Origin of the sequence: Bacillus swezeyi (genome assembly GCF_001969815.1) — a bacterium.
Classification (GTDB): domain Bacteria; phylum Bacillota; class Bacilli; order Bacillales; family Bacillaceae; genus Bacillus; species Bacillus swezeyi.
Genome location: NZ_MRBK01000006.1, coordinates 326294 through 340208, shown reverse-complemented (window position 1 = coordinate 340208; position 13915 = coordinate 326294). Strand labels below are relative to the sequence as shown.

General features: G+C 40.2%; 19 protein-coding genes and 1 pseudogene. 7 read left to right on the top strand and 13 right to left on the bottom strand.

Annotated elements, in window-relative coordinates; translation table 11 throughout:
- Nucleotides 1-67: 67 nt before the first annotated feature.
- The 4 genes from BTA30_RS23765 to resA all read right to left on the bottom strand — a co-directional run bounded on the left by BTA30_RS23765 (nt 68) and on the right by resA (nt 2842).
- The gene (locus BTA30_RS23765; protein ID WP_239693644.1) at nt 68-220 is read right to left on the bottom strand and encodes a hypothetical protein; all 153 of its coding nucleotides are present in this window, start codon (nt 218-220) and stop codon (nt 68-70) included.
- Nucleotides 221-405: 185 nt separating this feature from the next.
- Nucleotides 406-1206, bottom strand: coding sequence for a DUF2935 domain-containing protein (locus BTA30_RS07845; protein WP_076760686.1), 801 nt, complete (start codon nt 1204-1206; stop codon nt 406-408).
- Nucleotides 1207-1291: 85 nt separating this feature from the next.
- On the bottom strand, nt 1292-2155 hold the full coding sequence (locus BTA30_RS07840; RefSeq protein WP_076760685.1) for a manganese catalase: 864 nt from the start codon (nt 2153-2155) through the stop codon (nt 1292-1294).
- Nucleotides 2156-2302: 147 nt separating this feature from the next.
- Nucleotides 2303-2842, bottom strand: coding sequence for a thiol-disulfide oxidoreductase ResA (gene resA / locus BTA30_RS07835; RefSeq protein WP_076760684.1), 540 nt, complete (start codon nt 2840-2842; stop codon nt 2303-2305).
- 161 nt (nt 2843-3003) lie between these two features.
- Between resA and BTA30_RS07830 the strand changes: the two genes are divergently transcribed.
- Nucleotides 3004-3189 carry a DUF4177 domain-containing protein gene (locus BTA30_RS07830; protein ID WP_076760683.1) on the top strand — a complete coding sequence of 62 codons (186 nt, stop codon included), beginning with the start codon at nt 3004-3006 and terminating at the stop codon, nt 3187-3189.
- A gap of 138 nt (nt 3190-3327) precedes the next feature.
- Here BTA30_RS07830 and BTA30_RS07825 read toward each other — a convergent pair whose 3' ends face one another.
- Entirely contained in the window at nt 3328-3744 is a 417-nt protein-coding gene (locus tag BTA30_RS07825) for a hypothetical protein (RefSeq protein ID WP_411813152.1), read from the bottom strand.
- Nucleotides 3745-3952: 208 nt separating this feature from the next.
- Here BTA30_RS07825 and BTA30_RS07820 point away from each other — a divergent pair, with 208 nt between their 5' ends.
- A complete protein-coding gene (locus BTA30_RS07820) occupies nt 3953-4309 on the top strand; it encodes a YxeA family protein (RefSeq protein ID WP_076760934.1) in 357 nt (118 codons plus the stop codon).
- A 17-nt stretch (nt 4310-4326) separates the two neighbouring features.
- Here BTA30_RS07820 and speG read toward each other — a convergent pair whose 3' ends face one another.
- The 4 genes from speG to BTA30_RS07800 form a co-directional block, all read right to left on the bottom strand.
- Nucleotides 4327-4872, bottom strand: a complete 546-nt coding sequence (gene speG, locus BTA30_RS07815) for a spermidine N1-acetyltransferase (protein ID WP_076760681.1) — start codon at nt 4870-4872, stop codon at nt 4327-4329.
- 29 nt (nt 4873-4901) lie between these two features.
- Entirely contained in the window at nt 4902-5216 is a 315-nt protein-coding gene (locus BTA30_RS07810) for a DMT family transporter (protein WP_076760680.1), read from the bottom strand.
- Nucleotides 5216-5551, bottom strand: coding sequence for a DMT family transporter (locus BTA30_RS07805; RefSeq protein ID WP_076760679.1), 336 nt, complete (start codon nt 5549-5551; stop codon nt 5216-5218). Before BTA30_RS07805 ends, BTA30_RS07810 begins: the two co-directional genes overlap by 1 nt.
- An 80-nt stretch (nt 5552-5631) precedes the next feature.
- Nucleotides 5632-6216 (bottom strand): TetR/AcrR family transcriptional regulator, encoded by a 585-nt coding sequence (locus BTA30_RS07800; protein ID WP_076760678.1) that lies wholly within the window; start codon nt 6214-6216, stop codon nt 5632-5634.
- A gap of 297 nt (nt 6217-6513) precedes the next feature.
- Here BTA30_RS07800 and BTA30_RS07795 point away from each other — a divergent pair, with 297 nt between their 5' ends.
- Genes BTA30_RS07795 through BTA30_RS07785 form a run of 3 tightly spaced genes read left to right on the top strand, consistent with a single transcriptional unit; the run spans nt 6514 to nt 7555 of the window.
- On the top strand, nt 6514-6891 hold the full coding sequence (locus tag BTA30_RS07795; protein WP_076760677.1) for a YoqO family protein: 378 nt from the start codon (nt 6514-6516) through the stop codon (nt 6889-6891).
- A complete protein-coding gene (locus BTA30_RS07790) occupies nt 6891-7337 on the top strand; it encodes a YrvL family regulatory protein (RefSeq protein WP_076760676.1) in 447 nt (148 codons plus the stop codon). The genes BTA30_RS07795 and BTA30_RS07790 overlap by 1 nt, the downstream gene beginning before the upstream one ends.
- 11 nt (nt 7338-7348) lie before the next feature.
- Nucleotides 7349-7555: a hypothetical protein gene (locus BTA30_RS07785; protein WP_076760675.1), complete on the top strand. Its 207-nt coding sequence runs from the start codon at nt 7349-7351 to the stop codon at nt 7553-7555.
- Nucleotides 7556-7782: 227 nt separating this feature from the next.
- On the opposite strand, the gene BTA30_RS07780 is transcribed toward BTA30_RS07785, so the two are convergent.
- From BTA30_RS07780 to BTA30_RS23760, 3 genes and pseudogenes are all read right to left on the bottom strand, one after another.
- Nucleotides 7783-9219, bottom strand: a complete 1437-nt coding sequence (locus BTA30_RS07780) for a flavin monoamine oxidase family protein (protein ID WP_076760674.1) — start codon at nt 9217-9219, stop codon at nt 7783-7785.
- Nucleotides 9220-9644: 425 nt separating this feature from the next.
- Nucleotides 9645-10082 carry a GNAT family N-acetyltransferase gene (locus BTA30_RS07775; RefSeq protein WP_076760673.1) on the bottom strand — a complete coding sequence of 146 codons (438 nt, stop codon included), beginning with the start codon at nt 10080-10082 and terminating at the stop codon, nt 9645-9647.
- 170 nt (nt 10083-10252) lie between these two features.
- Nucleotides 10253-10396 (bottom strand): annotated as a pseudogene (locus BTA30_RS23760) (DUF4944 domain-containing protein); the annotation flags it as partial.
- A 345-nt stretch (nt 10397-10741) separates the two neighbouring features.
- On the opposite strand from BTA30_RS23760, the gene BTA30_RS07765 reads away from it, so the two are divergent.
- Nucleotides 10742-11773, top strand: a complete 1032-nt coding sequence (locus tag BTA30_RS07765; protein ID WP_076760671.1) for a YdcF family protein — start codon at nt 10742-10744, stop codon at nt 11771-11773.
- Nucleotides 11774-12071: 298 nt separating this feature from the next.
- Here BTA30_RS07765 and BTA30_RS07760 read toward each other — a convergent pair whose 3' ends face one another.
- Nucleotides 12072-12629: a GNAT family N-acetyltransferase gene (locus tag BTA30_RS07760; RefSeq protein ID WP_076760670.1), complete on the bottom strand. Its 558-nt coding sequence runs from the start codon at nt 12627-12629 to the stop codon at nt 12072-12074.
- Between the two features lie 666 nt (nt 12630-13295).
- On the opposite strand from BTA30_RS07760, the gene BTA30_RS23755 reads away from it, so the two are divergent.
- Nucleotides 13296-13487: a hypothetical protein gene (locus BTA30_RS23755; RefSeq protein WP_076760669.1), complete on the top strand. Its 192-nt coding sequence runs from the start codon at nt 13296-13298 to the stop codon at nt 13485-13487.
- The last annotated feature ends 428 nt before the right edge of the window (nt 13488-13915 follow it).

Below are 13915 nucleotides of genomic sequence, written 5' to 3'. Positions count from 1 at the left end.
ACGATGGCGTATTCTATTAGCTTGTCCTCTGATCGCCGTTATATATCCGATTCATCTCCCGTTCCGCTCACATACAAAGATCTGAGACGAGCTGGCTGACAACCTGTTCTATTTGGCGCTCTCCCGGTTCATACATCATGAACTCGGATTCTTGATCTAATCTTTGACACAGCTTGAGAACGTTTTCTCCATCTGATATTTTGATTTTCCTGATCTTCAATCAAAATCCTCCGTTCTTTCTGAAGTCAAAAAAAGAACGCGGACGGGACTGTTTATGTATTCTGAATATAACAACAAAAAAATGATGCTATTTGCCATCTTAACATATATCAGGCTGTATCATCAGATGTATGAATTGTTAGATGCCCTGTTTCCGCGCAAAAAAATAAAGCAAAACCGATGGTTTTACTTTTCCTGAAGTCTTGGTTTTGCTGGATCACACGCAGGTTTTTGCGCATTTGTCGATTCTGCGATTTTCATTAAATAATAGCATTCTTCCCTCATCATATGATCGGCCATGAGCGCTGAAAATGTCCCGAGCATCTGCTCTGTCAATTCTAATTCTTCTACTTCATTTAAAAATGTTCTGAATAATTCTATTTCAAGCTTCACATCTTTGTTCATTTTTCTGAGAGCCGGAAAGGATTCCACATTGGCTCTCAGGTAGCCGGTTAATTCCACGGATTTTATATAAAACTGCTCAAAATGTTTTACAAACCCTTGGCTCTTTTCTTTCAGCCGCTTTTCAACCGCATCAAGTTCATCGGCGATCGCTCCGGCATGTCCGGCCGCATCCATCAGCCACAGCATATGATGGTGAAGCTCATGAAAAACGGGCGGTGCTTCCCGCTTTTTCAGATATTTCATGATCAGCAGATATTCTTCAAGCTCATTTACCATATGATTGATGAAAGTTGGGGAAAGATGAATTTTAATATCTCCTGTTAAATGCCTTTTAATGATAGAAAGTTTGAATTTCCTAAACTGAAGGACATAGTCTTCTGCTTCCAGAGTCAAGGAATACAAATCAGCCGAAGTATTCACTTTTTTAAGCAATACATCAAATGTTTGCTTAAACCGTTTCGCCTGCTGAATATCTTCCTTTTCTTTTTCAGCTAAAGAATCCAAAATAAAACGGGCGTGATCCCCCATGACCTGAAGCCAAAACTTATGTTCAAAGACCGCCGTTTCCTTATATGTTTTCAATCTCGCGCCCCCTTAAAAAGCCATTCTTCAATATAGCTATTCTCCTTTGATCCGAATTATGACCTAAGGGGATGCAGGCAATTTGTCAATACAGATGTGGAGGCGGCGCTTCAGCCCCATGATTTTTAATGACCGAAGGCGGTGTATCATGTATATAAGAAGGGGCTGGTTGTAGTATCGGCTTTTTTGCGAGCGGCTGCGGCTGTTCAACATATTGAAACACACCTTCTCCATCCAGGCTCGTTCCATGTGCCCATCTGCCGGCGGCGCTCTCATTTCCTCTCGAGAAATTAAATAAGACGTGGGACACTTCTCTTTTTTCGAGACGCCTCGGGAAGGTGCTTGGAACGACGACATTTTCTTTTGCCTCCAGCTCCTTGATGGCCGCAATCCATTGATTTTGATGCATCGTATCTCTGGCAATCAGCCAGGACAGCATATCCTTGACGCCGCGGTCTGTTGTTGTTTCGTAGAGTCTAACAGCCTGGAGGCGTCCTTGTGATTCAGCGTTTAAATTTGCCCGAAAGTCGGCGAGCAAATTGCCGCTAGCAATAATATAATCAGCGGTCCAGCGGTTCCCAACACTGTCTGCCGGCATAGCTCCGAGCCCTGATACAATCGCATGCTGCGGATTCATCCCTCCAAGAATGGCACCGATAACTGGATCTTTTGCCGCTTTTTCAAGATCGCCTACAGGCGCTCCGTCCAACAAGCGCGCAATCATCGTCGCCAGCATTTCAATATGGGCCAGTTCCTCCGCCCCTGTATCCATTAGCAAATCCTTGTACTTGCCATTTCCCCGGACATTCCAGCCTTGAAAAAGATATTGCAAGGCAACTGAGATTTCTCCAAACTGCCCCCCTAGTATTTCCTGCAGCTTTTTCGCAAATAAGGCATCAGGCTTTTCGGGTTTTGCATGATACTGCAATTCTTTAATATGAAAAAACATCTGTACCGCTCCTCCTTTCCAGAGCTACCTTATGACAGAAAAGAGAAATAGGTGTTTGTCTATACTTGAATTTGAAATGAATCCAGTCCGGAAAAGAGGCAGTTAAAAAGCGGCTGCTATTTCAAAAGGACGCAGGCAATTCCCCTTTCAAGTGTTTTTCAACAGCTCGTTTATCCATTGATCCAGCTGCCGGGCTGACATTTCTCCAACATACATACGCTCGATAACACCGTCCGGATTAATAAATATAGAAGCAGGCAAATAGAAAATCTCCCATGAGCGGTAGACTTCAGCCGTTTGATCCAATGCCGCCGGAAAGGACAAACCGTGATGATCAAAAAAATGTTTGACCGCAGCCTTTGATTCCTGAACATTGACAGCAACCACTTCAAAACCGGCTTCTTTATAACGGTCATAGGCTTTTTGAATGGCAGGCATTTCCCTTTTGCAAGGTTCGCAGAAAGACCCCCAAAAGTTCACAAGAACAGCCTTTCCTTGAAGGTTTTTCAGCTCTATTTCACTACCGTTTACTGCCGGCAGCCTAAAATTTGCAGCTGGCTGGCGAAGCACTGCCCCTCCCTTCTGTTCCGCCTCTTTTGCGACATGCTGATAAAGAGCGTAACAGGCGGCAGAGCATAAAATGAGTAGAATAATGGCACTAAACAATAGCCTGTGCTGTTTTTTCATTTGTTTTCTCCCTTATGTAAGTACTTAAGAAATACACACATATACTTAGTCCACTCTGGTATTCACCCCTTCTTTTTCAGTAATGATCTCAAGGCCTGCTCCATCCAAAAGAAACCTATTCGCATTTTCACCGTATAAACATGAAAAGGAGGGATTTTGAAATGAAAGAATATCAATTTGTAAAAGTAGAATTAAGCTCGTTCAATAAAAAACCAAAAGAAGATTATCAGCAAATCATCCATGATTACGCCCAAGAAGGATGGAAATTCGTTCAAATTTTCGCACCAGGGACTTCCGGATATGGGACAGCGGCTTATTTTGAGCTGATATTTGAAAGAGATGCCTGATCATTTCTCAAAACACACTAAAAAAGAGGGGCTCTGCCCCTTTGGCGGTTTCGTTTCCTTATCGATTTTATGAAGATCTTAACATCGCTTCAAACGAAATGAATAGCCTTGAAAAAAAGGACACTAGCAGAAGTTATTTTAATCGTCCGGCACTTCATGCTCAAAGCCGTAAAAGCCTTTGATGATAACGTCACCGCAGCCGGATACCTTTGTGATGTCTAAATAATGATTTCGGTATGGTGTTCCGCTTACTTTATCTGCCGCACTTAAATTCAAATGATTTCCCGTGAACTCTTTTTCACTTAACGTTATCGCATTTCCGGATAAAGTGATCCTCTGCAGTTTGATGTTGAGTGTACAGCCTTCCGCATCAAATATCGTAAATTTGTAGTATGGCCATGTTGGATAGTACTTGCTGTTTGTACCGTCCGCCATAAAAAACCCTTTGTTATCCTCAGTCATTGTAAAGCTCACTTTTGTTTCGTCTTTTGTGATTTTTGCCAGCGTGTGCTGGGCATTCAAACTCCAGGCTGCCAAAAGGACAAACGTCAGCATCACCATCATTTTCTTCATCAAGATCCCTCCTTTTTCCACATTATAAACCCACTTCAATAAAAAGGAAATTATTATTTGTCATTCCATGTTGCGGCGATATCCGCCAGCTAACCTTACAAAAGTGTAATGTTCTTGTCATATGATTCAATTTTTTCTTTGAAGAAAGAGGCTTACAATCGTGAAAGAACAAATAAATGAGGTGAAGAATATGAAACGGCATATCGCATTGATCAGTCTTGTGATCGCATTTGCAGCAGTGTTGTCAGGATGCAATCTGAACCGGCTCGGAGCAGATCAATATTATGTTCAAATTACAGCTGATGGGAAAGAAGATGTTTCAAAAACTGATGACGGCAAAGAATATAAAATGTTCAATTATAAGTTAGCCGGTTTTGACGAGGATGGCCATGAAAAAACAATGGAATTTACTGCGGACAAAAACCTTCGAAAAGATGCATTTTTACGTGTATATTATTCAAATAAAAAAGGCGTGAAGTCTTGGGAAGAGGTAGAGAAAGACGACATTCCGAAGAATGCGAAAGACAAGTTAGGTGTAAAAAACTAGAGATGGCCTTGCCATCTCTATTCTTTCACATCCATACCCCCTTGCGATTGTTTCATTTTTAAAAACTCCTTCTGAAAAATGCACATTCTGATGGCGTTATGGTAAAAACCGTCGACGAAAAACTCATCCTGGAGCTCGCTCTCGATGAAAAAACCGGATTTTTTATAAAGGTGCATGGCCTTTTTGTTTTGTTCATCCACGATTAAATACAGTTTGTGCAAATTTAATACAGAAAACGCATAGTTCATTGCCAAATAAGTCGCGACGGATGAATAGCCATTGCCTTGATGCTCCGGATCAATAATGATTTGAAACTCCGCTCTGCGGTGAATATAATCAATTTCGACCAACTCAACCAAACCGATCATCTCTGTCTCTTTCTCCACAATAAATCGACGTTCACTTTGATCATGAATATGTTTATCAAATAAATCCTGCAATTCCACAAACGTTTCGTAAGGCTCCTCAAACCAATAAGACATGATTTTCGCATCGTTGTTGAGACGGTGGACAAATGGCAAATCTTCTCTTTCCAACGGACGTAATTTTAGCTGATTAGACATGTAAACATCCTCCAATGTAAATCAAAATATTAAGATGTAAGCCGCAGGCCGACGACCCCGACAATGATCAATAAAAGCGACAGCAGCTGCGGGAGTTGTAACCGTTCTTTAAACCAAAAAAAGCTGACGGCCGTAATGCCGATGATCCCTATCCCGGTCCAGACTGCATAAGCGACTCCGGCGGAGAGAACCTGCATTGCTTTTGAAAGGCAGTAAAATGACAAAGCAAATCCAACAACCATTACAATGATCGGCCATTTCTTTTTCGTGCCGTCTACATATTTCATCGCGATGGCGGCGATCATTTCTTCAATTCCTGAAACAACAAGCAAAAACCATGCCATCAATGTTCACCTCTTGACTGTGTATCGTGTTCTTTTGTGAAAAGCTTCATGCCAATAATTCCGGCTAACAGCAAGGTTAAAAAGAAAATTTGCCCTCCTGAAAAGGGTTCCCCCAAAACCATTCCGGTAACATAAGTGCCGACGGTTCCGATGCCGACAAATACAGTGTAAGCTGACGCCATCGGAATTTTCCGGTATGAACGAATGAGTAAAATGAAGCTGACGGCAATCAATATAAAGATGACCGTCCAGTCTAACAATGTCTCTGCGCCTTTAAGCGCCGTGGCCCAAACCACTTCCAAAAATCCTGCAATCAAAACAAAGAGCCAATTCATATGCAGCACCCTTTCAAATATGAATGAATGTCAGTCATTTTTAGAGAAATAAAAAATGAACGGCTTCTGCCCGTCATTTTTTACCTGGCGCCTAAGCTTCTTTTTAAGAATGTGAATATTTCCTTCTTGAACACTTCGATGTCTTCATCTTTTTCAGCTCCGATATAATACCGCTCAGCTGTATTTTCAACAAAATTGATGATCGTTCTGGCCGTCCATCTTACATTTATATCCCGAATAACTTCGCCGTTTTCTGCGGCTTTTTCGATGATTGTCTCAAGCCATGAATAATACGGCTGATAGATGGCTTCCCATTTTTCCAATGAATGGTCGATGGCAAGCCCTGAATAACAAAGTACGATAATGTCTTTATGAAGGTTTGTAATGTTGAATGTCTCATCAATTAAAATGTCCATGACTGTCCAGAAAGGCTCGTATCCTTCGATTTTGCTTTTGATTTGATCCAGCGTATGTGTCAGAAGGTTCTCCGCTATCGCCGGAATCAGCGCATTTTTTGATGAGAAATATAAATAGAAAGTCCCCTGGGCAGTCCCGGCTCTTTTCACGATATCCGAAATGGAGGCCTTATCCAACCCTTTTTCAGAAATGACTTCGATGGCCGCATGCAATATTTTTTCATATTTCCCTGATGTTTGTTTTGGCAAATTGAAGACCTCCTCTAAAAAATGAATGACTATCAGTCATTTTAGCGGATGAAGTGTATCATGTCAACCATATCGCTTCAATGATGATGAAATGTTTCGAGTCCGTTTAAAATTTCTTTAAAATCATACGTGTTTGCTGTCATTGAAAATCATCCTCTTTTATACTTGTAATAATATGCCCTGATATATATGGAGTTGAATGTACATGAAATCATTGGTTCCGTCTCTGCATTATTTTTCAAAAGGAAAAACTCGGGCTAGCCAATGGCAAAAAAGAATATTAGACGGGTGGTCAGATTGAATAAAACAATAGGTCTCACTGGGATTTTTGTCTGTTTTTTTGTTCAAGCAATTGCTGATAATGATTTACTGGAAAACAGCGCTTCGATTTGTATGTTTGTTTGTGCTGGCATTTGCCATCTTGATGAGCTGAGAGAGTATACGAAAAAATCTTTGGCCACTTTGGCCTTTGTCTACTCAGTCCTGGTTGCAGCTTTATTCTGCCTCATGTTGATCGCCAAGCACTATATTTTTGATATGGATGTAAATAGGGGGATCACTTTGCTGATCGGCATTTTTACGGTCGGTATCGCTATTTATGCCGGTGGGCGCGTAATGACATTTTTGATGAAGCGGTTGGAGAAAAAGCATGACAGTGAAGAGGCGTGCGGCTGATGAGCAAGAAATATCTGCCCTTTAGAAAGCTGGATTTAAAGTCAAAATTAGGCGCAATAATAGGGATCGCTATCATCCTTTTTGCCGCTTTAGCAATTTTTGCTTTACTCATTTTCTTTGGTGTAGCGGGATTTTTTAAGCTGTTTGGCGTTTCGTATGAATCGCATACATCGATATTGCTTTTCATCGTGCTTTGTTTTATCATCGGAGGGGTTTTTGAGTTCATTGGAAAAATCTTAATCGCCATGGCCGCTCTAACGGTTGAGGACAAAACCACATATCGATCTTTAAAGTTTATGATCGACTTTGCAATGAACCTGGTCACATTCCACATTGTCGATCAGTTCATGGACAGTGTTTTCATCCCTTCAAATGTCCTTTTCATTGCCGCAGCCTTAATCGCTGTCATTGAAGTGGTGTTTGATGAGAAAAAAAGCTTCAGTTAGAGGTGCAAAATATGAGCAAGTTAAAAGATGCTATAAAAACGACGGAAAAATATGCTGTCACAGCTGATATATCCATTGCCGTTCTTTTCATAACAGCAGGCGGCATATTTGACGGATTTTTTGGAGCGATGCAAGGGTTTATTATTTACATGCTTGTCTGTATGCTCATCGGTACTTTTTCAAGCTCTAACCCATTCGGTAACCACCAAAAAAAATAATCACACCCCCTCCATTTGGGTACGTTTACTTTTTTCCAAGCAACAATATGATGGAATCCCAAAATCAATAAACCGCAGCCGCAGCAATACTCCTCATGTAGAAACGCATGATTCAAACCGCATACCCTGTATATGACAGATCGTCAATCAGATAAAACAAGAACACTGCGATACCGGCTGCCGCTTTGTAAATCATCAAGTACATCAAAGTTTATCCATCCACAGATCTAGTGTAATGATTTCGTTACATTATTCACTTCATACGCCGTTCGTATTCCAGATTCAATCGCTCCTTCCATCCACGCATGAGTGAGTGAGGTATGCTCTCCGCCGAAATGTATTCTTCCCTCCGGAACAGGAATATAAGGATACAGCTCTAATTCCTGCCCTGGTTCGAAAGCTGTAAAACCCCCGGCAGAAAAAGGGTTCTGGCTCCAGCTGAAAGAAGCGCCGGACACAAATTCAGCATACACGATATTTCCGTAGATTTCTGATAAATTGCTTAACGTATATCTGAGGCGCTCTCCTTCAGACAGACTGTCCCATGTCAGCGCCTCATCCGCCCACGTATAGCTCGCTAAAACGACGGCATGTCCATTCGATCCAATGCCGCGGCTCGGGTAATACGAAAATCTAATGGGCAGATCAGTGATGGATTTGCCGCCGCGCTGTCCTGCATTTTCCCAAAATCGGCTCTTAAACTCAATAGCGATTTTTGTTGCGGCTATATAGTTGAGTTCGCGGATCGCCCTCCGTTTATAGTAAGAAAATGAATCGTACGGTTCAACTTTCACAAATCGCAAGGCTGTAAAAGGGATGGTCACGATCGCAAGGTCACCTGTCAGCCCTATATGCTCTCCTGACTGTTGATGAATGCAATGGATCGTTACACTGTTTTGATATTGAGAAATCTTCACCATTTTTAGGTGCAACAGAATGTTTTCTTTTAGTTGCGGAAGAAATGCGTGCGGCAGCCGGTCCATCCCGCCTGTTATCTCGTAGAAACGAGCCGGCGATGTAAAAAATATCGATTCTCGCAATACTTCAATAAGGGACATCCCCATATACGCTTCCATATCCAGCAGTACACCGATCATATCGATGGCGCCGCTTGAAAAATAAGAGTTTAAGAAGGAACCTAACGAATGCTTCCTGTACTGTTTTTCAACAATGCGCCAATTTCTCTCCGGATTTTGGTCGATAAAATCGAGGATGGGCTGCAAAACGGAAAACATCAGCTCTTCAGCCGTTTTTCCCTGCTCATGTGGAGCAACAGGATATCTTAAAATACCCGGATTTTCTTCAAAAACATGAAGGCGCGTTTTCACGCCATTAGCGTAAATGATGTCCATCGGCGTTCGATTGATAAATATATTTGTAGGCAGCTTAAATTTTTTTATATATTCCATAGTTAAAGTGTGGATATCTGGAATCCGCATCGGTCCGGCGTTGAAATACAACCCGTCGCTAAAGGGGGACCGCGACGTGTAAACGCGTCCCCCCACTCTGTCATTCGCTTCCAGAATCGTCACTTTGTGCCCGGCATCCTTTAATAAAGATGCTGCAACAAGCCCTGCCAACCCAGCGCCAACCACAATAATATGTTTCGGATGCTGTGATGCGGCAAGGCCGTTTCTAATGATTCCCACCATATCGTTATTCATTAATTGAGAATTCACTTTATCAGGCACCCTCTTTTTCGATTTTTTGCATTATATTCAGTGAAAAGGGCGCCTATCACGATTAAATGAATTTTTAGCAGGTTTCCAATATCTCTCTTTATTAGGGGCTTTTCACTTTGCAGATCCCGGACGCAAGGTGATGCGGCTGCTTTCTCAGAAAGGATGTTCTATACATCATTTCTATCCCCTATATTTTTTGTATGTCTATTTTCATGATATGACTCCAACTTAAACCGATCAGCGATTCACGCTCTGGACCCAAAAAACGCTCGTAAATTATAAAAAGAACAACAATAACTAGCTGTCATGGTCACAATAGAACCCTTCAATCACCTTAGATAACAAAATTATTACCTGCAGGATGAAATCCCCTTTTATTTCGATACTTTAAATTTCGGCGTCAATTTTCAAATCGCTCGGCTTAAGAACACGAGCCTTTCGATTTCTTCAAACCCGTTTTTCTTATAAAATTCTTCAGCAGGTATTCCCCTATCAGTCAGAAGTGAAATATTGGTTATATCACTTTCTTTCATCTCTTCTATCAAATAATGTAACAGTGCTTTTCCAACCCCTTTTTTCTGGCAGTCTGCCATTACGCACATTTCATGAATGAAAAATTCATCTCCTCTCCACCATACTCTGTGAATACCAAAAATAAATCCGATAATCGCTTCGCCTTCTGCTGCCAAAATCCCTTTAAATCCCGGTGTTTGATAAAAATGAAACAAATACTGTTTGGCTTTTTCTAATGTCCACTCATCGTTCCATGGCTCCTTATTGAAGACATCAATAAATGTTTCAGCGCATTTTAACAGGTCACTTTCGTCAAAAAGTTTAAATTCCATGATCAAGCCTCCACTATTTTTTTGTTTTCCTTCTGCAAAAGGCAGAATCTGTTTACAAGAGGTGTATGAAACTCAGTGCGGTTCTTTCTGTACAAGACTGGTTCTACAATATATCCCTTTCATTCGATCTGAAAGTGCTCCAAATCATTGGCCTGACCAAATGAACTATTCTCATCTTCTTTGCTGCCTTGCCAATATAAATTCAAAAAATAATTGGGCCCAATTGAAGTTTTATCTGACTTCTCAATTGAAGAACACCAAAGGCCGCTATTCCCACTACCTTCATACTTCACTTTGCTTCCTGACATCAATACGATAACAAAAATCACACTCATTAAGAGTTAAACGGCAAGGATAACAAACAGCCTCTTGAGAAATTGATTGCTTTTCATAATCCCCTTCGCTTTCATTACGAATAGTAGAACATACGGGTCAAAAAGTTACTTCATATAGACACCGTCTTTTTTATGTTCATTCCCGCTTGTCAGTAGGCTAACATCGCCCCCGCACTTAATAATACAGGAAGGCAGCAACACAAATAACTGCTGTGAGGATAAATCCTGAATATCTAAAATACAGTTCGTCTAAAATAAAACGGCGAGGATTTTCGTCTTTTATATTATAATAAGCAGAGTGATTGATCTGGAGGTGTTTAGGACATGGTTTACGGTGTTATAACCTTTATTTTTCTAGCGATTTTTCTGGCCTTCTATATAACAGATCAAAGAAGGATCATCAATGGTTTTTTATTCAACATGTTTTTTTGTTCATTCCTTGTTTTTTCCTATTATCTAGCATTCATCGCTGAAATCGGTTTTTTCAAACTGTTCGTCATTATACCGCTGCTGATCTTTTTCTTTATATTAACGTTCGGTTTATTTGCTTTATGTATCGGATTATTTCTTAATGCGAGAATTCTTATCAAAAGAGAAGGACGACGATTGTCTAATTGTTTAACTTTAATTTCCGGGATATGCCTCATATTGTTTTTCCTATTCTCAATGATTGATCCCGCTCGTTTTTTATCACCAAATTTCCAGCCAATGTTCGCAGGATCATCACTTATTGTGGTCTATTTCTTTTTTCATTTAACAAATTTCTTAACCGCTTATTTTCTCTATCAATTTAACAGACCAAAACGTAATCAGGATTTCATCATCGTTCTCGGGAGCGGATTAATTAACGATACAGTCCCCCCGCTCTTAGCAAGCAGGATTAATAAGGCTATCGATTTTTATTGGAAACAAGCAGCTATTGCTCCTCCTCCGAAAATGATTTTCTCTGGAGGACAAGGACCTGATGAAAACCTTTCTGAAGCCGAAGCCATGCAAATATATGCTTTGAAAAAAGGGGTACCCCAGAAACACACTTTGAAAGAAGACCGTTCTGTAAATACATATCAAAATATGCTTTTCTCAAAACAACTGATGGATTCAATAACAGACTGCAAATACAACAGCATCTTCACAACAAACAATTTCCATCTGTTCCGTGCCAGCCTATATGCAAAACGAGCAGGTTTAAAGAGCCAGGGGATCGGTTCTAAAACCGCTTTTTATTATTGGCCGAATGCAATGATCCGGGAATATATCGCCATTATTGTGATGAATCGCAAACGTCATAGCATTGTCGTCGGAACGATTTTAGGATTTTCTATACTTCTGACCGCATTTCAATTTTTTATCGATTAAAACTTTTAAAAATGCACCTGTGAATTTTGAATTGTATGCATGCCTTTACAGCCGCTCCCAACAAGGATGTAAAGATGTTTCAAATATCTTTTTAACGCCAAAACGATTTCAAACGGGTCAAAGGACATCTCTAACAGGAAAGGTGTCCTTTACTTAGCAGATTATTTTCAGTACATCACAATATAGCTTGAAGATTACGATCTTGCTACAGCTTCAGCGTTTTATGAGATTGCAAAAGAAAAGCGATATTTTTATCAAATGAAAACTATCTCATTTGGAAATATCTTGCGAATCTATATTAAAGGATGATGGGCATATCATCCGTACATCTCCTCCAAATCATATGATCTTGTCCCTTTCCCCAGTAATCCTTCAACAAATAATCGGGCTCTCCAAATTTCTTTTTCCATATCTTCTGTGCACTGTTATATCCGCTATCCAAACAAAACTCTTTAATTCCCCTATTCAGAAAGGTAAGAAACATTACGTTTAACAGCAACGTACCTAATCCACGTCTTTGATAATCTGGATGTACAAAAACTGTTCCTACCTCATACAAATCTTTCAATTCTCCATCAGTGCAAATCTGAATCAGCTCACTAGCTGGACCATATTCAATCGTACCGATCATCTTATGACATTTTTTATCTGAAGCGATCAAAAAATACCGGCTCTTTCCATTGCTGTCAAAGTCATCTTTCAAGTATTGTTTCTTACTTTCGATTTCATTTTCTATATCATGAAACAGATGAGCTAATCCTTCTCTGGCAAATGTATCCTTGATGACTGTACAAAAAAACTGATACAGCTCTTCATTGTCATCAATTCGCGGTCTTCTGATCTCAATGTTATACACACAAAGCACTCCTTAGCTAACCTCAGGCGGCCAGCTTTATTTTTATCTTTATTTTACATACTTTCACATGAAAAGTGAGACCTTCCTGCAAAAATTAGTTCGAATCCTGAGCTATGCACGCCGGGATCGACCTCTACTGTTATACAAGGTAATCCCTAGCTTCAGCTTGAAGATTGGGTTTGAATCCAATCTAGATGGCGGGGATTCGCGGGAGAGACAACCGCAATAAATGACAAGACCGATATACAATAGCTTGAATCTCCTTACCTATTACCGCTCGACTCAAGGCGGGATTAATTGCAGGTACTCCCCTCCATCGCAGGCTTATGGTCTTTCGGCATCCGGAAACAATCAAAAGGAAGCAACCTCAAGCCCTTTTTGCCTCTTTTTTGTCATTGTGTACGATGAAAGGTGATCATTAGTTTGAAGTTTAGAAAAGCAAGTAAAGCACTGTAGCAAGAGTTTATGGTGACGGTTGGAAGACTGCTTACCGCGGTATAGTACATGACGATTATTTGGACGGATTATCGTATGAGCGGCTGAACAAAAGCGGCTCAATTTTTTAGATGATGAGTATTGCAATCAATGATTCAGAAAAAATGGCAGACTTTACTTCAGGCAAAAGCACTATTATTAACAAAAATTTGATGGAGAATTATTCTGCTATTGGCAAGCATTTTAAAGGCAAGAAATAAATCCGGGCTTGGTTTTTATGAACGGATGGGAGGAAAGAAATATCTTCGTAGAAAAAGTAGGTTTGAAGGAATGGTGGATGGAAAGATGTCTCCGTATGATGGATGGAAGATTGAAATAAAGGTGATGAACGGGTTTACATTTGTGTTAAATGTTTTAAAATAATACCTGAAAAGGAAATTTTTCGTGCAGGAGGTTTTGAAATGCCCTTAGGACCTGCAATAGTTTCTACTTTAATTATAATCGGTATTGTATATGCGATTGTAAGAGCGTTTAAAAAACAAAAATCTAATTGATTTTGAGAAAGCGATTATTCGTGTCGTATTTTCAATCGGATATATAACTGAAGTTTTTCCACAATAGGGAAAACGATGAACTTACTTAGTTTTAAAGGCAGGGGTATTTCTTATGATTTACATAAAAGAACCATTCAGTAAATCCGAACCGAAAACATCATCATTCTCTATTACGCCTATTCGTTATGAGCGAAGGAGAATACTTTAGAGTTTAATTCCAAAGACCCTCCATGCATCTCCTTAGAAAGTATAAGTATTCAAAGCCCCTAATTATTTGTGTGTTGCTTTTTGATTTTT